This window comes from Streptomyces sp. NPDC001832 (genome assembly GCF_040297265.1).
GTDB lineage: Bacteria > Actinomycetota > Actinomycetes > Streptomycetales > Streptomycetaceae > Streptomyces.
The window spans coordinates 1-21,757 of the sequence record NZ_JBEOYU010000003.1 but is presented as its reverse complement, the minus strand read 5'-3'; the positions used below and the strand labels follow the sequence as shown (position 1 = coordinate 21,757).

Genomic DNA, 21,757 nt, shown 5'->3' with positions numbered 1-21,757 from the left:
AGTCGTCTTACCTCCTTGGACGTGACCAGGAAACTTATCGATAGGTCAGCGTGGCACCATGCCGACGATTGGCGACTCTATGGCGTGTCACCGCTCCGCAGCAACACAATCCGCCGGACCCGGCCCGATGTGTCGGCAATCGAACACCTCCCTGTCAAGGGCACGCGGCCACCAGGGAACACTTTTAACGGGGCACGAATCGGTTGAAGGGTTACGTTCGAGACGAGTTGAACGGGGACCTCACAGGGCCCGGCATGCGTCCGGCCGGACCCTGCTGAGCAAGGCCCGGCCGGACGCACGGGGTTGACGGGAGATGAAGGGGCGCCTCCCACACCCTTTGGTTGTGGGGGAACCGTCAGCCGAGAAGCGAGCTCAGCTCGACGTGCTCCAGGCCGTGGGCCTCGGCCACCTGGCGGTAAACGACCTGCCCGTCATGGGTGTTGAGGCCCTTGGCGAGTGCGGCGTCACGGCGCAGCGCCTCGACCCAGCCACGGTTGGCGAGCTCCAGGATGTACGGCAGCGTGGCGTTGGTGAGGGCGTACGTGGAGGTGTTCGGCACTGCGCCCGGCATGTTGGCGACGCAGTAGAAGACCGAGTTGTGGACCTTGAAGGTCGGCTCGGCGTGCGTCGTCGGGTGCGAGTCCTCGAAGCAACCACCCTGATCGATTGCAATGTCGACAAGTACACTTCCGGGCTTCATCTTGGCGACGAGCTCATTGGTGACCAGCTTCGGGGCCTTCGCGCCCGGGATGAGCACGGCGCCGACGACGAGGTCGGCCTCGAGGACGGCCTTCTCCAGCTCGAAGGCGTTGGAGACGACCGTCTTCACCTTGGTGCCGAAGACCTTGTCGGCCTCGCGCAGCTTGTTGATGTCCTTGTCGAGCAGCGTGACATGGAAGCCCAGACCGACGGCGATCTGCGTGGCGTTCCAGCCGGAGACGCCGCCACCGATGACGACGGCCTCGGCGGGCGCGGTACCCGGGACGCCGCCCGGCAGCACGCCGCGGCCGCCGACCGAGCGCATCAGGTGATAGGCGCCGACCTGCGGGGCCAGCCGGCCCGCGACCTCGGACATCGGGGCGAGCAGGGGCAGCGCGCGGTTCGCGGTCTCGACCGTCTCGTACGCGATGGAGGTGGTGCCCGACTCCAGCAGCGCGTCCGTGCACTCGCGGGAGGCGGCGAGGTGCAGGTAGGTGAAGAGCGTCTGGTCCTTGCGGAGGCGGTGGTACTCCTCGGCGACCGGCTCCTTGACCTTGAGCAGCAGGTCGGCGGTGGCCCAGACCTCGTCGGCGGTGGAGAGGATCTGCGCCCCGGCGGCGACGTACTCCTCGTCCGTGATGGAGGAGCCGGCCCCGGCGTTCTCCTCGACGACGACCTGGTGGCCGTGGCGTACGAGCTCGTTCACACCGGCGGGCGTGATCGCCACGCGGAACTCGTTGTTCTTGACTTCGCGGGGGATACCGACCTTCACGTCGATCACGGTCCTTGGTTCAGAGGGTTACCCGGACATAGCTACACATACCCGGATAGACACTGCGTAAATGGAGACACCGCGAACGCACGCGGCAAAGCCAGTCTAATGAAGGGATTCGCGCTGTCTAGCCTTACAAAGCATTAATTTTCAGTCACTGCACTACGGATTTCGCAGGTCGCACCCTCCTTTCCCAGCAATCTGTCGGCCAGGCCGCGGTGCAGCCGGGCCGCAGCCGGGTCTCCGAGCCTCTCGAGCGTGTCGGCCAGCCGGAGCTCCAGCGCCGCGTGCAGCCGTACGTCCCCGGCCCGCATGGCCCACTGAACGGCCTCCTGGCAGGTGTGCAGCGCCTCGCGCGGCCGGCCCGCGTACTCCTGCACCCGGGCCGCTTCGCTCAGCGCCCGCGCCTGGGCCGGCACATCGCCGAGCCTGCGGTACCCGGCCGCGGCGGCCCGCCAGTTCCGCAGCGCCTCGCCGTACCGCCCGGCATAGGTGTGGACGGCACCCAGCCGCCCGTACAACCGCGCCTCGTCGGCCCGCTCGCCCTGGGTGAGCCGCTGCGCCAGCGCCCGGCCGTACCAGTCGGAGGCCCGCTGGAAGTCCCCCAGCTCGGCGTAGGCGCCGCCTACGGATTCCATCGCGCGGCCGGTGGCGTAGGGATCCTTCGCGGCCCGTCCGGCGTCCAGCGCGGCCCGGTAGCGGGTCAGCGCCTCCCGCGTACGGCCGGTCCTGGCATCGAGGTCGGCGAGGTTGAGCAGCGCGGCGGCCTGTTCGCGCGGCAGCTCGCGCCGCTCGGCAACGGCCAGAACCAGACCGTGCAGCCCGTACAGCTCGGGCGCGGCCGCCTCGGTGCCCTGGTGCACGGCCAGCGCCCGCACCAGCGCTGCCACCAACCGCCTTGCCAGAGTGTCGAGTTCACCGTCCTCGACGGCGAGCCTGGCCGAAGCCAGCAGGGCGGGACGACGGATCCGCAGCCAAACGGCTGCCGCATCGGGAGTGGGGAAGCGCAGCGAGCGCGGCAGCCCGGCAAGCTTGCGGCGGGCCGCGGAACCCTCGGGGTCGGTGACCGCCCGGCAGGACTGCAGCAGCCGTACGGTCCGCTCCAGCATCCGGGCCCTGGCGAGCTGGATCTCCGCCGGCCGGTCCTTCTCCAGCAGCGCCCGCAGCAGCGGGGCGAGACAGCCGGGCACCTCGTACTGCGGCTCGTCCGCCCCATCGGTACGCAGCAGTCCCAGGGCCATGAAGTCGTCGAGGGTCGTCCGGGCAGCGGAGACGGAGCAGCCGGCCAGTGCGGATGCGGTGTGGGCGTCGGCGAGCCCGGCGGGGGCGAGGGCGAGCAGTCGCAGTATCCGGGCGGCGGTCGGCGGCAGGGAGTCATGGACCAGCCGGAAGGCGCGGGCCAGCGGGCGGGCGCCGGTGGACTGCTCCGTGTCGTCCGGCAGCTCGCGCAGCCGTTTGGTGACATCGGCGACCGACGCCATGGGGTGAGCGGCGAGCCAGCCGCCGACCATGACCAGGGCGGCCGGCAGGCCGGCGCACTCCTCGGCGAGGGTCTCGGCGGTCCGCGGGTCGACGGTGATCCTGACCTGGCCGATGATGCGGGACAGCAGCCGGACGGCGGAGCCCGCGTCCAGGCCGCCGATGGTGCAGGGGCGGACACCAGGGATACCGGTCAGCGGGCCCTCGGAGGTGGCGACGACCAGGCAGTCGGGGTTGTCCGGCAGCAGCGGGTCGACCTGTTCCGCGTCCGCGGCGTCATCGAGGAGCAGCAGGGCGCGGCGCCCGGCGAGCTCCTCGCGGACCATCTCGGAGAGCTCGTCCCCGTCCGCGCCGGGCGGACCCGTCATGCCCAGCTGCTCGAGCAGCTCGCGGGCGGTGCGCTCGGTGGGGACGGGCGCACCGCCGGGTTCGGTGAGCCTGGCCCGGAGAAGACCGTCCGGGTGGTCGCCGGTGGCGAGCAGTAGGCGGGTGAGCTCGCCGGCGAGTGCGGTGCGTCCGGAGCCGGGGCGTCCGGCAATCAGCAGGACCCGGGCGCGGGCGGCCTTGCGACCGGCCAGGGTGTCCAGCCCGGCTCGTTCGATGTCGGACCGCAGTGCCTTCAACTCGCGGTCGCGGCCGAAGAATTGGGGTGGGGCGGCGCCGGACGGCTCCTCGGTTCCCGCTGCCTTGGCCGGGCCGCTGGTGTCCACCGCCTGATCCGTCACGGGCCACGCTCCACTTCGCTGCACGCATTGCCCGCCGGGACTCCGGCCCGGGCATTCCGAGCGTAGTTCAAGCGTATGGACGATTCTTGTGGAGCACGGCGTGGAGGTCCCACGATCGGATCAGCATGTTTTTCGATCGGAGGACGGCAGTGAACCGTTCAGCGGCCTCGCAGAGAGTCGGTGCTCGGACGGTCCTTACCAACCGTCAGGCCACGAATCGTCAGTCCTTGAACGGGCGGGCCGGCCAAGGCGCCTCGGCCGGACGCAGCGACTCGATCCCGTCACCGGCGAGCACCGTCGCGAGCGAAAGGACGCCCACCACAAGGCAGTTGTTGTGCAGATCCCCGGCCAGCACGCCTCGTACCAGCTCCTGGAGCGGCACCCGGGCCAGCTCCATGTCGGCCTCCTCCTCGGAAACCTCGAAGCGCTCCCCATCAGCCTCGGAGAGGTCGCGGGCCAGGAAGATCCGTACGGCTTCGTCGCAGCCGCCCGGTGTGGTGTAGACGTCGGTCAGCACCCGCCAGTCCTCGGCCTTGGCGTGCGCCTCCTCGTAGAGCTCGCGCTGGGCCGCGTGCAGCGGGTTCTCGCCGGGGATGTCGAGCAGTCCGGCCGGGATCTCCCAGAGCTTGTGGCGCACCGGGTGGCGGTACTGCCGCAGCACGAGGACCCGGCCCTCATCGTCGAGCGCGAGCACCGCGACCGAGCCCGGATGGACCTGGTAGTCACGACGCACGACCCTGCCGTCGGGCATCACCACTTCGTCGGTGCGGACGCTGGTCTTGTTGCCGGTGAAGGGCGTCTCGGTCGCGGTGACCTGCCACTCCTCGGGCGTGTCCTGGAAACCCATCTACGTCCTCCCACAAAAGAACAGAAGCCGGGGCACGCATCCTCGCTGGATCCGTACCCCGGTCAACGTTACGGCCTCACCCACGATGGGCAGCAGGTCGCGGCGCCTGGGGCCTCCGCCTCCCGCGTCGTCGTCTGCGTAGTGCGGGACTACTTGCCCGACTTGGCACCCTGCTTGCCACCGGCACCCGCGCCCGTCCTGCGCTCCACGGCCGCCTTCACCAGGCCCGCGAAGAGCGGGTGCGGGCGGGTCGGGCGGGAGCGGAGTTCCGGGTGCGCCTGGGTGGCGACCAGATAGGGGTGGATCTCGCGCGGGTACTCGACGTACTCGACGAGCTTGTTGTCCGGGGAGGTGCCGGAGAACACCAGACCGGCCTTCTTCTCCAACTCGGCACGGTAGGCGTTGTTGACCTCGTAGCGGTGGCGGTGACGCTCCTCCACGTACGGCTGGTCGTCGTACGCCTCACGGACCAGCGAGCCCTCGGCCAGCTTCGCCGGGTACAGGCCGAGCCGCATGGTGCCGCCCAGGTCGCCCGCGCCCTCGACGTACGCCAGCTGCTCCTCCATCGTCGAGATGACGGGGTGCGAGGTGGCGGCGTCGAACTCGGTGGAGTTGGCGTCGGGGATCTCGGCCAGGTTGCGCGCCGCCTCGATCACGATGCACTGCAGGCCGAGGCAGAGGCCGAGCAGTGGCACCTTGTTCTCGCGGGCGTACTGGATGGCGCCGATCTTGCCGTTGACACCGCGGTCGCCGAAGCCGCCGGGGACGCAGATCGCGTCGACGTCGGAGAGCTGCTTGGCGGCGCCGACCGGGGTCTTGCAGTCGTCGGAGGCGACCCACTTGACCTTGACCCGGGCCTTGTTCGCGAAGCCGCCGGCCCGGATGGCCTCGGTGACCGAGAGATAGGCGTCGGGCAGGTCGATGTACTTGCCGACAAGCGCGACGACGACCTCGTGGTCGGGGTTGTGGACGCGGTCCAGCAGGTCGTCCCACGTGGTCCAGTCGACGTCGCGGAACGGCAGGTCGAGCTTGCGCACGACATAGGCGTCCAGGCCCTCGCCGTGCAGCACCTTCGGGATGTCGTAGATCGACTTGGCGTCCACGCAGGCCACCACAGCGGCCTCGTCGACGTCGCACATCAGCGAGATCTTGCGCTTGATCGCGGTCGGTACGTCACGGTCGGCGCGCAGCACGATGGCGTCGGGCTGGATGCCGATGTTGCGCAGCGCGGCGACGGAGTGCTGGGTCGGCTTGGTCTTCAGCTCGCCGGACGGGCCGATGTAGGGCAGCAGCGAGATGTGCACGACGAAGACGTTGTCCCGGCCGACCTCGTGGCGTACCTGGCGGACGGTCTCCAGGAACGGCAGCGACTCGATGTCACCGACCGTGCCGCCGACCTCGGTGATGACGACGTCGACGTCGTCGGTCGCCATGCGGCGGATGCGGTGCTTGATCTCGTTGGTGATGTGCGGGATGACCTGCACGGTGTCACCGAGGTACTCGCCGCGCCGCTCCTTGGCGATCACCTGCGAGTAGACCTGGCCGGTGGTGACGTTGGCGGAGCCGTCGAGGTCGACGTCGAGGAAACGCTCGTAGTGGCCGATGTCCAGGTCGGTCTCGGCGCCGTCGTTGGTGACGAACACCTCACCGTGCTGGAAGGGGTTCATCGTGCCCGGGTCGACGTTCAGATACGGGTCGAGCTTCTGCATGGTGACACGAAGGCCGCGCGCCTTGAGCAGGGCACCGAGGCTGGAGGCAGTCAGACCCTTGCCGAGGGAAGAGGCGACACCCCCGGTGACGAAGATGTGCTTGGTCGTCGTGGACGTGGGCTGCATAGCCAAAGGGGGCTCCCGTGGTCGCGATCGTGAGGTGCGTACCGGCGTTGCCATCCGGAGATTCCGGAGGTGCCGTCGCTGCGGTTCGGGGGCCTCGTCTGCTGTTGCGGACGACCACCGGTCCACGGGCTACCAGGGTATCAGCGCCTAAGAGAGCCTGCTCCGGCCACACCCCGCTCGCTCATCGCGCCTGATCACCGCGAGCCCCTCCCGCCCACCCGTTCGGCGCAGGTGCGTTGCTGAGACAGTCGCGCACATCATGCGGGTGCGTCGTATCCTGCTCGGACACTCGCTCCGGGCGAGGTACCGAGCTCGCAGGTCCCCCACAACGACCCCTTGCGACGACCTCTTGACCCGCAGTAATGCCCTACGGGGTGACATGGCCGTTCGACTGGAGATGCACGTGGCCGGGCGCATCGAGGATTACGCACTCATCGGAGACATGCAGACCGCTGCCCTGGTCTGCCGGGACGGCACAGTGGACTGGCTGTGCCTTCCCCGCTTCGATTCACACGCTATTTTTGCGGGACTGCTGGGTACCGAGGAGCACGGCTTCTGGCGCCTGGCACCGGCACGGGAGGACGGGGCCAAGCCGCCGTCCGCGGACCGCCGCCGCTACCGCGGGGATTCCCTCATCCTGGAATCGGAATGGGACACACCGCGCGGAACGGTCAGAGTGACCGATTTCATGCCGCCGCGTGACGGTGCGCCGCAAGTGATCCGGATCGTGGAGGGGATCAGCGGGCGGGTGGCGATGCGCTCCGAGCTGCGGATGCGGTTCAGCTACGGGCGGGTCACACCATGGGTGCACAAGGTCGACGGCCGTACGGTCGCCGTCGCCGGCCCGGACTCCGTCTGGCTGGACACCCCCGCCGACACCTTCGGCGAGAACCTGACGACGTACTCCGATTTCACGGTCGCGCCCGGGGACCGGATCGCGTTCACGATCAGCTGGCAGCCTTCGCACCACGAGCCGCCCGGTCTTCCGGACCCGGAGAGTTCGCTGGACGCGACCGCGGACTTCTGGCGTGAATGGGTCGAGCAGTGCACGTACCACGGGCCCTACCGCGAGGCCGTGGTCCGCTCCCTGATCACCCTCAAGGCACTGACGTACGCGCCGACCGGCGGCATCGTCGCCGCCCCGACGACGTCCCTGCCCGAGGACATCGGCGGTTCCCGGAACTGGGACTACCGCTACACCTGGCTCCGCGACGCCGCGATCACCCTCTCCTCCCTGCTGCGTACCGGCTACCGCGAGGAGGCCCGCGCCTGGCGCGAGTGGCTGCTGCGGGCCGTTGCCGGCGACCCGGAGAACCTGCAGATCATGTACGGCATCGCGGGCGAGCGCGAGCTGGGCGAGGCCGAGCTGGACTGGCTGCCCGGTTACGAGAACTCGGGCCCGGTCCGGGTCGGCAACGGCGCGGCGGGCCAGCTCCAGCTGGATGTGTACGGCGAGGTCATTGAGGCACTGCACCTCGCCCACATGACGGGCCTGACCCGCAACGACTACGCGACAGGCCTCCAGCTCAAGCTGATCGGTTACCTGGAGAAGCACTGGGACGAGCCGGACGAGGGCATCTGGGAGGTGCGCGGCCCACGCCGCCACTTCGTCCACTCGAAGGTGATGGCCTGGGTCGCCGTCGACCGCACCATCAAGCTGATCGAATCCGGGGACGCGGAAGGGCCGCTGGAGCGGCTGCGGGAACTGCGTGACGACATCCATCACGATGTCTGCGAACGGGGCTACGACAAGGAACGCAACACCTTCACCCAGTCCTACGGATCGAAGGAGCTGGACGCCTCCCTCCTGCTGATCCCCCAGATGGGATTCCTGCCGCCCGACGACAAGCGCGTGATCGGCACGATCGAGGCGATCCAGCGCGAGCTGTCCACGGAGGACGGTTTCGTGCTGCGCTACCCCACCAGGGGTGAGGACGCGGGCATCGACGGTCTGGAGGGCGACGAGGGCGCATTCCTGGCCTGCTCGTTCTGGCTGGCGGACGACCTGGCGATGATCGGCCGGGTCGACGAGGCACGCCAGCTCTTCGAGCGGCTGCTGTCCCTGCGCAACGATCTGGGCCTGCTCGCGGAGGAGTGGGACCCCCGGCTGCAGCGCCAGGTGGGGAACTTCCCCCAGGCGTTCAGCCATGTGCCGCTGATCGACACGGCACTACGCCTGACGGCGAGCGGGGCGTACGTCGGCTGACCTCGGGGAGGGGCGGGCGTGGCGTATGCGGGCTCTTCGCCTGGGTAAGCCGCACTGACTATGCGGGGCCCGCTCCTCCGCCGGACAGGCCCTGACCGGCGAGTGCGGCAAGAGGTGTCATCGCAGTGGCCCCCCGCTGTCCGCTCCGGTCACGACGGGCAGCTTTGAAGGCAGCCCCCACTCGCTCCAGGACCCGTCGTACACGGCCAGCTCGCGGTACCCAGCCAGCTCGGCCCCCAGCGTCAGCACGCAGGCGGTGACGCCCGATCCGCAGCTGAAGAACAGCCGCTCCCGCTCCCCGGCGAGGGCGGCGAATACGGCGCGCAGCTCCACCGCCGGGAGCATCCGGCCGTCACGCTGGATCTCACCGAAGGGCAGATTGACCGCACCCGGCATATGGCCGGGGCGCAGCCCTGGTCGTGGCTCGGCGACCGCGCCGGAGAACCGTTCCCTGGATCGGGCGTCGAATACGACCGCGGCGGGGTCGGCCAGGGCCGCCACCACCTCGTCGCTGCCGACGACCAGTCCCGCTCTCGGCCGAGCCGTGAAGTCGCCGCGCGCCACGACGGGCGCGGGCCCGGCATTCTCCAGCGGCAGTCCGGCGCCGGTCCAGGCGGGCAGGCCACCGTCGAGCACCGCGGCCCGGTCGAAGCCCATCGCGCGCAGCATCCACCAGGCGCGCGCGCTGGAGTAGATGCCCGCGCCGTCATAGACGACGACGGTGTCGGTGTCGTCGATGCCGAGGGAGCGCAGCTCCTCGGTGAACCGGTCGGCGTCGGGCAGCGTGTGGGGCAGTGGTCCGGAGTGGTCGGACAGTGCCCCGTCGATGTCGAAGGACCGCGCTCCCGGAATCCGTTGCTCGGAGCCCCGGTGCGCCCCCACCGAGGCGTCGAGGACCACCAGCCCGCGCTCGCCCAGCCGCGCCGCGAGCCAGTCGGCCCCGACCAGCGGGCCGGGAAGGGGGCCTGCAAGGTTTTCCCGGCTTGCGTACGCCGATGCGTCGTCGCCCATGTCTGCTCCAGGTCCAGATCCGGGTATGAGTACCACTCGGCCCGAACCGCGCGGCGGTCACAAGATCGCAGCGGCGCTCGACCGGTGTCAACAGCGGCTCCATCACCCCGGCCACGTGATAAGTGGCTGATCAACGCCACGGCCCCGGTCGGCGGACTCCCCCGACGGCTCCCCGACGGCTCCCCGACGAAGCCTCCGGCGCCCGGGGCCGGTACCTTCCTGATCAGGGCGACTGCCGCCCGACCCGAGTGGAAGCGCGAGGCCAGAGCCAGTGGAGAGCCAAGGCGGAATCACCGTGCAGCGAGCCCTTGAGCTGCCGGGGCTGCGCAGCGGGCTCCCGGAGGTGGTGGCCGGCGCGGACCGGCTGAACCGTACGGTGCGCTGGGTGCACGCGGGCGAGGTCCCGAACATCGCTTCGCTGCTCAAGGGTGGTGAGCTGCTGCTCACCACGGGTCTGGGGCTGGGCACCCGCCCCGCCGAGCAGCGCGCCTTCGTCCGCAAGCTCGCCGACCGTCAGATCGCCGCCCTGGTGGTGGAGCTCGGACCGCGCTTCAGCAGGCTGCCCGCGTCGATCGTGGACGCCGCCCGAGCGGCCGGCCTGCCGCTGGTGCAACTGCACCGCGAGGTGCCGTTCGTGACGGTGACCGAGGAGATCCACACCGAGATCGTCAACGGTCACTACGCGCTGCTGCGGCAGGCCGAGGATGTGCTCCGGCGGTGTACGGAGGCGCTGCTCGGCGGCGGTGGTGTGCCGCAGGTGCTGGGCATCCTGGCGGACTTCACGGCCAACCCGGTCTTCCTGGAGACGGCGGACGGCCAGCTGCTGTACGCGGCGGGCCCCGGGTCCGGCCAGGTGTCCGTCGATCCGCTCCAGGTGTGGGACGGGATGCGCGGCGACCGCGCGGCCCGTGAGACTCCACCCACCGGTTCGGTGCTGGTGGATGTGCCGGGTGGCGGACCTGGAACCGGTTCGGTACGGGCCAGGCTGGTGCTGCTGGCCGTGGCCGGGCCGCTGATGACGGTGCACCGGATGGCGGCGGAACGGGCGGCGGACATTCTCGCCGTCGTGCTGATGCAGGCCCGCCAGGAGGAGGAGCTCGCCGCGCGCGGCCGGGGCGACTTCCTGACGGATCTCGCCGAGGGCCGGATCTCGCCGGAGAACGCGCCGACGCAGGCCCGCGTACTGGGCTTCAAGCCGGGTGGGATACCGCTGCTGCCGGTGGTCATGCGGCTGGCCCCCGAGCTGTCCGGGTCGGGGAACTGGGCGCTGCTGGCACGGGCGGTGCTGGAGGAGCTCTCGTCGGTTGGTGTGCCGGTGCTGCTCGGTGTGCGGCCCGTGGAGGGCCGGGTTCCGGTGCTGCTGGGGCTGCGGTCCGAGACGGAGCGCACAGCGGTCGCGGACCGGGTCGCGGCGGCGCTGCGGGCGGGTGTGGAGCGGGCCGGTCTGGAGCGTGCCGGATCGCATCCCCCGGTCGTGGTGGTGGGCGTGGCGGGCGGCTGGGCGGCGGCCGGGGCGGGGCTGCGGCACGCCGCGGAGACGGCGACGGCCGCGCACGGTCTCAGCGACCGGCCCTGGTACGACGCCCGGCGCCTGGACATCGACCTGCTGCTGTGGCGGCTGCGGGACCATCCGGATCTTGCGGCGTTCGTGGACCGGGCGATCGGTCCGCTGCGCGATCACGACCGCACCTCGCGCCCTCCGCTGCTGCCGACGCTGGAGACGTATCTGGCCCACGCGGGCCGCAAGGCGGAGACGGCACGCGAACTGCATCTGAACCGTCAGACGCTGTACAATCGGCTGGCCCGCATCGGCGAACTGCTCGGCACCGACCTGGACGACCCCCAGGCGGTCCTGGCCCTGAGCCTGGCCCTCCGGGCCCGCCGCCACACGTCCTAGTGCCGCGACCGGCACCAGTGCCGGTCGACGAGGAGCGGCGCTCACCGCGTCCGCGCCACCGCCAAGGGTTTCGTCAACTCGTCGTAGATGCTGAGAACTTGAGCGATCGTGTCGTCCTCCGTCGGCCAACTCGCGGCCTGTGCATGCCCCGCGGCCACCAGCTCCGCGCGCCGTTCCGGATTGCCGAGCAGCCTGCACACCACCCGCGCGAGTGCCTCCGCGTTCCCGTACGGTACGAGCTCCGCCCCGTCCCCCACGAGTTCGGGCACCCCTCCGACCGCGGTGGCGACCAGCGGAACACCGAGCCGCAGCGCCCCCTGGGCCAGCACCGAGCGTGCCTCCCACCGGCTGGACAGCACGGCCAGATCGGCGGCGGCGAGCAGTTCCGCGATGTCGTCGCGGCTGCCGATGAGCCGGACGGGCAGCTCCTCGTCCCTGATCCGGCGCTGCAGAGCGGCCCGCTCCCGCCCCTCCCCCACGATGATCAGCAGAGGTACGGGGTCGAGTTCGCGCCATACCCGTGCGGCGTCGAGCAGCATGTCGTACCCGTGATGCGGCACGAGGCTTCCGTACGAGACGATTAACGGGCGTTCCACCACACCGAGTTCGGCCCGCGCCTTGCCTTCGTGAATGTCGGCGGGCACGCGCGGTACGGGGGCGGAGACCGGCGAGAGCCGGGCATCGCGCGCTCCTCGGCGCCGCGCCCGGTCGACCAGGTCCGATGTCGTACCGAGCACAACTGCCGCCGCACGGGCGGCCCTTCTCTCCATCAGATGAAGCAGCCTGCTACGGGCGCCCTTGGCGTGGGCGTGAGCATGCCAGGTGACGACCAGCGGGATACGCCGGCCGCCGAGCGCAAGAGCGGCGCGCACGGCGGCGTGCAGACCGTGCGCGTGGACCACGTCCGCCGTCAGGCAGGCGGTACGCAGCGCGGCGACGGCGGCAGGATCACTGCGCCGCGGTACGGGGGCGAACCGGGCACCCGCACCGGAGAAGTCGTAGGCCCGGTCCAGTTCGGCCGGGGCACAGACGGTGACGTGCACGCCTCTCGCCACCAGCCCTGCAGTCAGTGAGCTGACGTGGGCGCTGCTGCCCGCGCTGCCGCCGCCCAGGACTTGGACCGTACGCAGCTGTGACACGTTGAATGGCTCCCGGGGCTCCCGAGTGGGCGGTGATGGCACCGTCAAGGATGCCAGTCCGTACGCACGTTCCGGCACAGTCGAGCCACTGTCCCGCCGCGTACGACAGCAACCGGCCATGGCGTACCACTCGCACGGGTGAGAAGGCGGCGCGATGTTGCCGCACCCGTGCACCCTGTCAGCGGTCCGACAGCATGTGGGCGAGTCGGCTGACCCGGTCCCCGTACACCGTCGCCGCGACAAGCCCCGCCGCATGGGCGACGAGCCCGGCCCGGCCGCGGCCCGCGACGATGGCGACACCGAGTGCGGCGCCCAGGGCGTGGGCCCCGGTGTCCCCGATCATGGTGCGCTCCCCCAGGTCGTCGGCGACGAGGGCTGCCACGGCTCCCATCGGCGCGGCGGTGAGTGCGCCCGCCGACAGGCCCGGGGCCCCGAGGGCGAGCACGGTGGCGGCGGCCACGACGGGCCGTACATCCATGAGATTGACGAGGTGCGCGCTTCCGGCGATCACGACGCCGGCGAGAACCCGGTCGACGGGCAGCTCCCTGAGCAGCGCACCGGCCGCCAGCCCGGCAGCCCCGATCCCGAAGAGCTTCACCGCGCCACTGGTCACCTCGCCGTCCCGCAGCGCACCCAGGTGGGCACGGAACCCGCGACGCGGATCGTCCGCACCGACGAGGTCGTCGTACGCACCGCAGCCGCCGGCCGCGAGTACGGCGAGCACGGCGGCGTACCGGGTACGCGCAGGCAGTGGGAGGACGGCGGTTCCGGCTGCGGCGCCGAGGGCGACGGCCGGTCCCGCGTACAGATCGACCGTACGGCCCGCGTAGTTGGTGCGCTGCCAGCGCCTGCGCGGCCGGGTCCGCAGCGCCCGGTACACACCCCCCGCGACGGCGGCGGCGACAGCACCGGACACTGCGGCTTTGCTGAACATTGCTCCCATGCGGGCCAGGCTACGCAGCGCTCCGCCGGGACCGTCCGGCGGCCACTGCGTCCGCGAATCGCCGGGCGGACTTGAATGACGAACCCGTCCGGAAACTGAGCGGGAACACGCGCCCGGCGGCCGCCCAGCCCCGGCTACGCATCCACCCGCGCCGCGGCCAGCAACTCCTCCGCATGAGCCCGCGCCGTCTGCGAATCCTCCTGTCCCGCGAGCATCCTGGACAGCTCCCGTACCCGGTCCTCGCCCTCCAGGACCGTGACCCCGCTGCTGGTCACCGACCCGTCGACCGTCTTCTCGACCAGCAACTGCCGGTCGGCGAAGGCCGCCACCTGCGGCAGGTGCGTGACGACGACCACCTGCGCGGACCTGGCGAGCTTCGCGAGCCGCCGCCCGACCTCGACGGCCGCCTTGCCGCCAACGCCCGCGTCCACCTCGTCGAAGAGGTACGTGGGTACCGGATCGGAGCCGGCGAACACCACCTCGACGGCGAGCATCACCCGGGACAGCTCACCGCCCGACGCACCCTTGGCGATCGGCCGCGGCTGGGCGCCCGGGTGCGGGGCCAGCAGAAGCTCGACCTCGTCGGCGCCGGACGGCCCGTATACCACGCTCCGCCCGCCGATCTCGATGCCGGATGCTTCGTCGGCCGCCTCGGTCTGCCGGATGTCGAAGGAGACCCGGGCATGCGGCATGGCGAGGGATGCCAGCTCCGCGGTCACCGCCTCGGCGAAGCGCTCCGCCGCTCCCGTACGTGCATCGGTCAACGCCTGCCCGAGGACGGAGAGTTCGGCACGCAGCGCGTCGCGCTCCGCGGTCAGCTCGCCGATGCGGTCGTCGTCGCCCTCCAGCTCGGTCAGCCGGGCGGCCCCTTCCTCGGCCCAGGCAAGCACGGCGGTGATGTCCTCGCCGTACTTACGGGTGAGTCCGGTGAGCGCGGCCCGCCGCTCCTCCACCGCGGCAAGCCGCAGTGGATCGGCGTCCAGCTGGTCGGCGTACCCGGCCAGCTCGCCCGCCACATCGGCGAGCAGGATCGAGATCTCACCGATCCGGTCGGCGAGCACTGCCAGCGCCGGATCATGGGCCCGTACCGCGTCCAGGGACCGTCCGGCGGCCGCGACCACGGTCGTCGCGTCGACGCCCTCCGGGTCCTCAGGGTTGCCCGCGAGCGCGGTGTGCGCGAGGGCCGCCGCGGAAGCGAGCGCTTCGGCGTGGCCGAGCCGCTCGGCCTCTGCGGCCAGGTCGCCGTCCTCACCCGCCAGGGGTTCGACCCCGGCGATCTCGCCCAGCCCGAAGCGCAGCAGATCCGCTTCCTGAGCGCGTTCGCGAGCGCGCGTCGTCAGCTCGTCGAGCTCCGTGACGACGGCCCGCAGCCGCCGGTAGGCCGCCGCGTACTCGGCGTGCGGCACGGCGACACCGTCGCCCGCGTAACGGTCGAGGGCCTGCCGCTGCCGCGCGGGCTTGAGCAGCCCCTGCTGGTCGGTCTGGCCGTGCACGGCGACGAGTTCGTCGGCGAGTTCGGCGAGCACCCCCACCGGCACGGATCTGCCGCCGAGATGCGCCCGGGAACGCCCCTCGGCGGAGACGGTACGGCTGATCAACAGCGCGCCGTCGTCGAATTCGGCCCCGGCCTCCTCGGCCCGCAGGGCCACAAAGTCGCCGTCGGACACCGTGATCCGCCCCTCGACGACCGCGGCCTTGGCGCCGATCCGTACCAGGGCGGGGTCGGCACGCCCGCCGAGCAACAGCCCCAGGCTGGTGACGACCATGGTCTTGCCCGCGCCGGTCTCACCCGTCACCGCGGTGAAACCGGGTGACAGCTCGACCACCGCGTCATCGATGACTCCGAGCGACCGTATCCGCATCTCCTCCAACACGGACATGACCTTACGAGGTCCGGGCCCGGGTGTGCGACGGGCCCCGCCGCCCGGGGTTCACTCTCCCGTGTGCTCCTGGAGCATTCGCAGCGTCTCCGGGGCGACGTCCGCCGGTCAGTGCGGCGCGCCCCGCCAGCCCGAGACGGGCAGCGCGAACTTCGCCACCAGCCGGTCCGTGAACGAGGCGTGGTGCAGCCGCGCAAGCCGTACGGGCACCGCACCACGCCGCACCTCGACCCGCGCACCCGCGGGCAGCTCCACGGTCCTGCGCCCGTCGCACCACAGCACCCCGTGCGGGGTGTGCTGCTGGACCTCGACGGCCAGCACCGAGGTCGGCGAGGTCACCAGCGGTTTGGCGAACAGCGCATGGGCGCTGATCGGCACCATCAGCAGCGCCTCGACCTCGGGCCAGACTACGGGTCCGCCCGCCGAGAAGGCGTAGGCGGTCGATCCGGTCGGCGTCGCGCAGACGATCCCGTCGCAGCCGAACCCGGTCACCGGCCGGCCGTCGATCTCCAGGACGACCTCCAGCATGCGCTCGGGCGACACCTTCTGCACTGCCGCTTCGTTGAGCGCCCAGTCGGTGTGGACGATGTCGCCGTTGCTGTGCACGACGACGTCGAGCGTCATCCGTTCCTCGACCTGGTACGCCCGCGTGACGACCCGGTCGACGACCTTGTCCAGGTCGTCCCGCTCGGCCTCGGCGAGGAAGCCGACCCGGCCGAGGTTGACACCGAGCATCGGCACCCCGGAGGCGCGGGAGAGTTCGGCGCCGCGCAGCAGCGTCCCGTCGCCGCCGAGCACGATCAGCAGCTCACAGCCGTCCACGGCCTTGGGCGTGGTGTCCGTGAACGTCTCGACGGACGGCGGCAGCGGCAGATCGGCCGCCTCGGTGGCCAGCACCCGTACCCCCAGGCCGCTGCGCAGCAGTCCCTGTACGACCAGCTCGGCGCTGCGGATCGCGGCCGGGCGGCCGGTGTGTGCCAAAAGAAAGACAGTTCGTGCCGCATTCGTCGTCAACGAGGCCCCTCCGCCACTGCACGGTCGACATCTGCGGGATCCGGCTCAGGTGCTCCGGCCCGCAGCCACAGAAAGTACTCGACATTTCCCGAGGGCCCCGGTAGCGGACTCGCCGTCACCCCCTGCACTCCGAGGCCCAGCGCCCAGGCCCGGCGCGCCACCTCCCGTACCGCTTCGGCCCGCAGCTCGGGGCTACGCACCACGCCGCCGCTGCCGAGCCGCTCCTTGCCGACCTCGAACTGCGGCTTGACCATGAGGACCAGGTCCGCGTCCGGGGCGGCGCAGCGCGCCAGGGCGGGCAGGACCAACCCCAGCGGGATGAACGACAGATCGCCGACGACCAGGTCCGCCCGCTTCCCGTCAATGGCTTCCAGCGTCAGCTCGCGTACGTTGGTGCGGTCCTTGACGGTGACGCGCTCATCGGACCGGAGCGACCAGGCGAGCTGCCCGTAGCCGACGTCGACGGCGACGACATGACCGGCGCCGGCCCGCAGCAGTACGTCGGTGAAGCCACCGGTCGATGCCCCGGCGTCCAGCGCCCGCCGCCCCTCGACCTTCAGCCCGAGGGGTACGAAGGCGGCAAGGGCGCCGGCGAGCTTGTGCCCGCCGCGCGAGACGTACTCGGGGTCGCTGTCGTCCTTGATCACGACGACCGCGGCGCTGGTCTCGACCTGGGTGGCGGGTTTGGTCGCGGTGTTTCCGCCGACGGTCACCCGCCCTGCGGCGATCAGCTGGCTCGCATGCTCGCGTGAGCGGGCGAGCTTACGGCGTACCAGCTCGGCGTCGAGGCGGCGACGTGCCACTCCTGCCACGTTCGGTTCAGCTCCTGTTGTTGTACGAGGGCATAGGTCCGGGTGCGGGCCTGGCGTCCAGCGCGGTCAGCGCATCGCACAGCCCGCCGTGTACATCCTCGTACACCTCGATATGCCCGTCCGCCGGGAGGTGGTCCGCATCGGCGAGACGCTCCAGCAGCGTGTCGACCTCGGCGTTGCCGGTGGGGGTACGCTCGACGCCGAGGGGCGCGGGTGCGGCGGGACCATGAGAGGTTGCGGCGGCCGGAACCCCGCCCTTGCCAGACGGATCTTCCGCCGCGTCCACGGGTTTCACTCCGGGTGCTGTTCCGGCTGCCGTCCCGGGACCCGGCATCGAGTCGCTCATGCGGGAAACGCTACCTCGAAGGGCTGCGGTACCGTCGGTCACAATGGCGACCATGGCGGAGTGCCGCAGCGCACTCGACAAACTTTCCGACAACCTCGCGGGGGCCGACGGCGACGTGCGCAGCGCGGCTGCCCTCGACCGCTCGCTGAGCTGCTACATCAAAGACCTCGACATCACCTTCACCGGCCGACTGGCCAATGGCCGGATCCAGGTCCTGGACACCGTCGACGGCCCGCCCGGGGAGAAGGCGGAGATCCGGCTCGCGATGACCGGCGACGACCTGGTGGCCATGGTGAACGGCGAGCTGAACTTCGCCAGGGCATGGGGTGCGGGCCGGGTCCGCCTGGAGGCCGGCTTCCGCGATCTGCTGAGACTCAGGGCGCTGCTGTAGCCGCGGGGCGGGTCCCACCCGCCCCGCGGCTCGGCCATCCGGACGGCGGCACACAGAGCAGAACGAAGTCAGGTCAGCCCAACCCGCTTCGAGCTCGAATCGCCGGGGTCGTGTTTCACAGCCCCAGCCTGGCGACCACCTTCCCCGCGTCCAGCCCGCACGAGCCGTCTCCGGCGTACGACCACGCCGCCCCGCAGAGCGCCCGCAGCCCGTCGAGTACGTCTCCCTCCCCTTCGAGCACCAGGTCGTCACCGCGCACCGACGCCGTCCAGCCACCGCAGCCGAACCCGTCGCCCGTCCGCGTCACCTCGGGCTGCCCGGTCAGCAGCCCCCGCAGATCCGCGTCCACATACGCCGGCCGGTGCTTCGGCTCGGCGGCCACCAATTGCGCCGCGTCCGTCACCCCGGTGAGCACCAGCAGCGAGTCCACACCGCCGTTGAACGCGCCCTCGATGTCCGTGTCCAGCCGGTCCCCGACCACCAGCGGGCGCTCGGCCCCGGTCCGCAGCACAGTCTCCCGGTGCATCGGCAGCAACGGCTTCCCGGCGACCTGCGGCTCGGCCCCGGTCGCGATCCGTACGACCTCCACCGCCGCACCGTTCCCCGGCGCGATGCCCCTGGCACTCGGAATCGTCAGATCCGTGTTGGACGCGAACCACGGCACCCCCCGCGCAATCGCGCACGAGGCCTCGATGAACCGCCCCCACGTCATGTCAGGCCCGCCGTACCCCTGCGCCACCGCGACCGGCTCGTCGTCCGCCGATTCCACCGGCACCAGACCGCGCTCCCGCAACGCGACGCGCAGCCCCTCGCCGCCCACCACCAGCACCCGCGCCCCGGCCGGCAGCTGATCGGCCATCAGCCTGGCCACCGCCTGCGCCGAGGTGATCACATCGACGGGCTCGGCCGGAACCCCGAGCTCGGTCAGGTGCGCGGCCACCGCGGCCGGCGTCCGCAGGGCATTGTTGGTCACATACGCCAGGTGCATCCCGCCGTCCCGCGCCGCTCCCAGCGAGTCGACGGCGTGGACGATCGCATGACCGCCCGCGTACACCACCCCATCGAGATCGAGCAGCGCCGTGTCGTAGGCCTCGTTCAACGCGGTGCTGCTGCCGCGCGGCCTGGTCCTGCTCGCCTGACTCATTCTTTGCGCTCCTCGATGCCTGCTTCTGTTCCGATCATCGCGCATCCCGGCCGCACACATACCATGCAGAAATGAACACATCAGGTCCGGCTGGCCCCGGCCAGGGACTGCGTCTGATCCCGTTTCGTGGACTGCGATACGTCCCCGAGCGGGTCGGCAGTCTTGCCGCGGTGACCTCACCGCCGTACGACGTCGTCGTGCGCCCCGACGGGCTGCACCACCTGGAGTCGGCGGATCCGCACAACATCGTCCGGCTGATCCTGCCGCAGGCCGACACGGCCGCGGCCCGCCACACACAGGCCGCCGACACCCTGAACCGCTGGCTGGCCGAAGGCATACTCGCTCCCGACCCCGAGCCCGCGCTGTACGTCTACGAGCAGCGCAACGCCGAGATCCTGCAACGCGGCATCGTCGGGGCGCTGGCGCTCTCCGCCCCCGCCGACGGCATCGTGCTGCCGCACGAGGACGTGATGGCCCACGTCGTCGAGGACCGGGCCAACCTGATGCGCACCACCGCGGCCCATCTCGAACCGCTGCTGCTGACCTACCGCAGCGCAGGCGACCCGACCGGCGCGACCGCCGTCATCGAACAGACCATCCACCGGCCGCCGCTCCTCGCCACCACCACCGAGGACGGCTACAGCCACCGGCTCTGGGCGGTCACTCACCCGGCCGACCGGGCCGAGATCGTGGCCGATCTCGCCCGCCACCAGGCCCTGATCGCCGACGGCCACCACCGCTGGGCCACCTACCTCCGCCTCCAGCAGGAGCACACCGCTCCTGGCCCCTGGGACTTCGGCCTGGTCCTCCTCGTCGACACGGCCCGCTATCCGCTGCGGGTCCGCGCCATCCACCGGCTGCTGCACCGCCTCCCGGTCGCCGACGCACTCGCCGCGCTGAACGGCCTCTTCCGCGTCCGTGGCATCGAGGGCCCGCTCCCCCTGGCCCTGGACGCACTCGCCGAGGCGGCCGCCGAAGGCAACGCATTCCTGCTCGCGGGCGACGGGGGCTTCCACCTCATCGACCGTCCCGACGCCGACCTGCTGTCCCGTACGATTCCGGCCGACCGTCCGGCCGCCTGGCAAACCCTCGACGCGACGGTCCTGCACGCGGCTCTGCTCGACCATGTCTGGCAGATCCCCGACGCCCCGGAACACATCGCGTACATACACGACACCGCGGCCGTCGTCGAACAGGCCGAACGTCACAACGCCACGGCGGTCCTGATGCATCCGGTACGCGAGGAAGTCGTCCGGGATCTCGCCCGACAGGGCGTCACCATGCCCCGCAAGTCGACTTCCTTCGGCCCGAAGCCGGCCACCGGCCTGGTCCTGCGAAGCCTCACCCTGGACTGACCCGCACGGCAACAAGAAGGGGCGGCACCCCTTCCGGAGTGCCGCCCCTTCTCATGCCTCAGGACTCGGACGTACCGTCCTCGTCCTTGTCCTTGCCGTCGCTGTCCTTGCCGTCGCTCGTGTCGTCATCCGCAGCAGCGGCCGGCTCCTGAGCGGCATCGTCCTCGTCCTGGTCCTCACCAAGGGCGTCGACGAACTCGACACCGTCCAGCTCGGCGAGCCGGTCCGAGGCATCGGTGGCACCGTCCTTGTCGGCCTCCAGCGCCTTCCCGAACCACTCACGCGCCTCGTCCTCTCGCCCCGCCGCCAGCAGCGCGTCCGCGTACGCATAGCGCAGTCGCGAGGTCCACGGGTGCACGGCGTTCGAGGCAAGCTCGGAGCTCTGCAGCGTGACGATGGCGGCATCGATCTGCCCCATGTCCCTACGGGCCCCGGCAGCCACCAGACGCATCTCGACCTGACCGGCCTTGTCCAGCTTCTGCACCTCGGGCTCGCCGGCCATGGCCATCGCCCGCTCGGGCCGCCCGAGTCCGCGCTCGCAGTCAGCCATGACGGGCCACAGCTCCACGGAACCGGTCATCCGCTTGGCCGCCCGGAACTCGGCCAGCGCCTCCGAGTACTTTTGCGTCGCGTACGCGGCAAAACCGGCCGCCTCACGCACGGCAGCAACCCGCGAGGCCAGCCGCAACGCGATCCTCGAGTACGCGTACGCCTGCTCGGGGTCCTCGTCGATCAGCCGGGCCACCATGACGAGGTTCCTGGCGACATCCTCGGCCAGGGTCTTCGGCAGGCTCATCAGCTCCTGCCGTACGTCCTTGTCGATCTCATCACCGGTGACGTCGTCAGGAATCGGAAGCCGCTTGATGGGCTCACGGTCCCGGTCGTCCCGCCGCTCGTACCCACCACGGTCGTCGCGCCCGCGGTAACCACCCCGGCCACCACGATCGTCCCGCTGCCCGCGGTAACCACCGCCGCGGCTGTCGTCCCGCCGGAACCCGCCGCCGGAGCCGCCACCACGGCTGTCGTCACGCCGGTCGCCACCACCACGGCTGTCGTCGTCCCGGCGGGGGCCACGCGGCCGGTCATCACGCCGCTCGAACCCACCCACAGGACGCCCACCACGGTCGTCACCACGCCGCGGCCCACGGTAGCCCCCACGGTCATCATCACGCCGCGGCCCACGGTCACGATCCCGGTCCCGGTCATCCCGCCGGAACCCACCACCGGAACCACCACGGCTGTCATCACGCCGGAACCCACCA

17 protein-coding genes and 1 pseudogene are annotated in these 21,757 nt (G+C 71.1%); 4 read left to right on the top strand and 14 right to left on the bottom strand.

Going from position 1 to position 21,757, the window contains the following annotated elements; genetic code table 11:
• Positions 1 to 355: 355 nt before the first annotated feature.
• The 4 genes from ald to pyrG all read right to left on the bottom strand — a co-directional run bounded on the left by ald (position 356) and on the right by pyrG (position 6,357).
• On the bottom strand, positions 356 to 1,471 hold the full coding sequence (gene ald, locus ABT115_RS03705; protein ID WP_351784037.1) for an alanine dehydrogenase: 1,116 nt from the start codon (positions 1,469 to 1,471) through the stop codon (positions 356 to 358).
• 143 nt (positions 1,472 to 1,614) lie between these two features.
• Positions 1,615 to 3,675 carry a tetratricopeptide repeat protein gene (locus ABT115_RS03700; protein WP_351783659.1) on the bottom strand — a complete coding sequence of 687 codons (2,061 nt, stop codon included), beginning with the start codon at positions 3,673 to 3,675 and terminating at the stop codon, positions 1,615 to 1,617.
• 220 nt (positions 3,676 to 3,895) lie between these two features.
• Positions 3,896 to 4,522 carry an NUDIX domain-containing protein gene (locus tag ABT115_RS03695; RefSeq protein WP_351783657.1) on the bottom strand — a complete coding sequence of 209 codons (627 nt, stop codon included), beginning with the start codon at positions 4,520 to 4,522 and terminating at the stop codon, positions 3,896 to 3,898.
• 149 nt (positions 4,523 to 4,671) lie between these two features.
• Positions 4,672 to 6,357 (bottom strand): CTP synthase, encoded by a 1,686-nt coding sequence (gene pyrG / locus ABT115_RS03690; RefSeq protein ID WP_351784035.1) that lies wholly within the window; start codon positions 6,355 to 6,357, stop codon positions 4,672 to 4,674.
• 403 nt (positions 6,358 to 6,760) lie between these two features.
• On the opposite strand from pyrG, the gene ABT115_RS03685 reads away from it, so the two are divergent.
• Positions 6,761 to 8,563 carry a glycoside hydrolase family 15 protein gene (locus ABT115_RS03685; protein ID WP_351784033.1) on the top strand — a complete coding sequence of 601 codons (1,803 nt, stop codon included), beginning with the start codon at positions 6,761 to 6,763 and terminating at the stop codon, positions 8,561 to 8,563.
• 117 nt (positions 8,564 to 8,680) lie between these two features.
• On the opposite strand, the gene ABT115_RS03680 is transcribed toward ABT115_RS03685, so the two are convergent.
• The gene (locus tag ABT115_RS03680) at positions 8,681 to 9,574 is read right to left on the bottom strand and encodes a sulfurtransferase (RefSeq protein ID WP_351783655.1); all 894 of its coding nucleotides are present in this window, start codon (positions 9,572 to 9,574) and stop codon (positions 8,681 to 8,683) included.
• 271 nt (positions 9,575 to 9,845) lie between these two features.
• Between ABT115_RS03680 and ABT115_RS03675 the strand changes: the two genes are divergently transcribed.
• On the top strand, positions 9,846 to 11,471 hold the full coding sequence (locus ABT115_RS03675) for a PucR family transcriptional regulator (protein WP_351783653.1): 1,626 nt from the start codon (positions 9,846 to 9,848) through the stop codon (positions 11,469 to 11,471).
• Positions 11,472 to 11,512: 41 nt separating this feature from the next.
• Here ABT115_RS03675 and ABT115_RS03670 read toward each other — a convergent pair whose 3' ends face one another.
• From ABT115_RS03670 to ABT115_RS03645, 6 genes are all read right to left on the bottom strand, one after another.
• On the bottom strand, positions 11,513 to 12,610 hold the full coding sequence (locus tag ABT115_RS03670) for a glycosyltransferase family 4 protein (RefSeq protein WP_351783651.1): 1,098 nt from the start codon (positions 12,608 to 12,610) through the stop codon (positions 11,513 to 11,515).
• A gap of 178 nt (positions 12,611 to 12,788) precedes the next feature.
• Entirely contained in the window at positions 12,789 to 13,544 is a 756-nt protein-coding gene (locus ABT115_RS03665) for a hypothetical protein (protein ID WP_502969027.1), read from the bottom strand.
• Positions 13,545 to 13,687: 143 nt separating this feature from the next.
• A complete protein-coding gene (recN, locus tag ABT115_RS03660) occupies positions 13,688 to 15,433 on the bottom strand; it encodes a DNA repair protein RecN (RefSeq protein ID WP_351783647.1) in 1,746 nt (581 codons plus the stop codon).
• A gap of 108 nt (positions 15,434 to 15,541) precedes the next feature.
• Positions 15,542 to 16,447 (bottom strand): NAD kinase, encoded by a 906-nt coding sequence (locus ABT115_RS03655; RefSeq protein ID WP_351783645.1) that lies wholly within the window; start codon positions 16,445 to 16,447, stop codon positions 15,542 to 15,544.
• Positions 16,444 to 17,259: a TlyA family RNA methyltransferase gene (locus tag ABT115_RS03650; protein ID WP_351783643.1), complete on the bottom strand. Its 816-nt coding sequence runs from the start codon at positions 17,257 to 17,259 to the stop codon at positions 16,444 to 16,446. The genes ABT115_RS03655 and ABT115_RS03650 overlap by 4 nt, the downstream gene beginning before the upstream one ends.
• Positions 17,260 to 17,266: 7 nt before the next feature.
• Positions 17,267 to 17,605, bottom strand: coding sequence for a hypothetical protein (locus tag ABT115_RS03645; RefSeq protein WP_502969023.1), 339 nt, complete (start codon positions 17,603 to 17,605; stop codon positions 17,267 to 17,269).
• 43 nt (positions 17,606 to 17,648) lie between these two features.
• Here ABT115_RS03645 and ABT115_RS03640 point away from each other — a divergent pair, with 43 nt between their 5' ends.
• A complete protein-coding gene (locus ABT115_RS03640) occupies positions 17,649 to 17,996 on the top strand; it encodes an SCP2 sterol-binding domain-containing protein (RefSeq protein WP_351783641.1) in 348 nt (115 codons plus the stop codon).
• A gap of 115 nt (positions 17,997 to 18,111) precedes the next feature.
• Here ABT115_RS03640 and ABT115_RS03635 read toward each other — a convergent pair whose 3' ends face one another.
• Positions 18,112 to 19,140 carry an HAD hydrolase-like protein gene (locus ABT115_RS03635; RefSeq protein ID WP_351783639.1) on the bottom strand — a complete coding sequence of 343 codons (1,029 nt, stop codon included), beginning with the start codon at positions 19,138 to 19,140 and terminating at the stop codon, positions 18,112 to 18,114.
• Positions 19,141 to 19,211: 71 nt separating this feature from the next.
• Between ABT115_RS03635 and ABT115_RS03630 the strand changes: the two genes are divergently transcribed.
• On the top strand, positions 19,212 to 20,495 hold the full coding sequence (locus ABT115_RS03630; RefSeq protein WP_351783637.1) for a DUF1015 family protein: 1,284 nt from the start codon (positions 19,212 to 19,214) through the stop codon (positions 20,493 to 20,495).
• Between the two features lie 58 nt (positions 20,496 to 20,553).
• Here ABT115_RS03630 and ABT115_RS03625 read toward each other — a convergent pair whose 3' ends face one another.
• Both ABT115_RS03625 and ABT115_RS03620 read right to left on the bottom strand, forming a co-directional pair.
• Positions 20,554 to 21,291 (bottom strand): tetratricopeptide repeat protein, encoded by a 738-nt coding sequence (locus ABT115_RS03625; RefSeq protein ID WP_351783635.1) that lies wholly within the window; start codon positions 21,289 to 21,291, stop codon positions 20,554 to 20,556.
• Positions 21,291 to 21,757: pseudogene (locus ABT115_RS03620) on the bottom strand (hypothetical protein); the annotation flags it as partial. The pseudogene ABT115_RS03620 and the gene ABT115_RS03625, both read right to left, overlap by 1 nt.

Coding starts and splice junctions, on each gene's coding strand:
- ABT115_RS03695 (WP_351783657.1), bottom strand. CDS start 4,522: ATGGGTTTCCAGGACACGCCCGAGGAGTGGCAGGTCACCGCGACCGAG.
- pyrG (WP_351784035.1), bottom strand. CDS start 6,357: ATGCAGCCCACGTCCACGACGACCAAGCACATCTTCGTCACCGGGGGT.
- ABT115_RS03680 (WP_351783655.1), bottom strand. CDS start 9,574: ATGGGCGACGACGCATCGGCGTACGCAAGCCGGGAAAACCTTGCAGGC.
- ABT115_RS03665 (WP_502969027.1), bottom strand. CDS start 13,544: ATGTTCAGCAAAGCCGCAGTGTCCGGTGCTGTCGCCGCCGCCGTCGCG.
- recN (WP_351783647.1), bottom strand. CDS start 15,433: ATGTCCGTGTTGGAGGAGATGCGGATACGGTCGCTCGGAGTCATCGAT.
- ABT115_RS03645 (WP_502969023.1), bottom strand. CDS start 17,605: ATGAGCGACTCGATGCCGGGTCCCGGGACGGCAGCCGGAACAGCACCC.
- ABT115_RS03640 (WP_351783641.1), top strand. CDS start 17,649: ATGGCGACCATGGCGGAGTGCCGCAGCGCACTCGACAAACTTTCCGAC.
- ABT115_RS03635 (WP_351783639.1), bottom strand. CDS start 19,140: ATGAGTCAGGCGAGCAGGACCAGGCCGCGCGGCAGCAGCACCGCGTTG.
- ABT115_RS03630 (WP_351783637.1), top strand. CDS start 19,212: ATGAACACATCAGGTCCGGCTGGCCCCGGCCAGGGACTGCGTCTGATC.
- ABT115_RS03625 (WP_351783635.1), bottom strand. CDS start 21,291: ATGAGCCTGCCGAAGACCCTGGCCGAGGATGTCGCCAGGAACCTCGTC.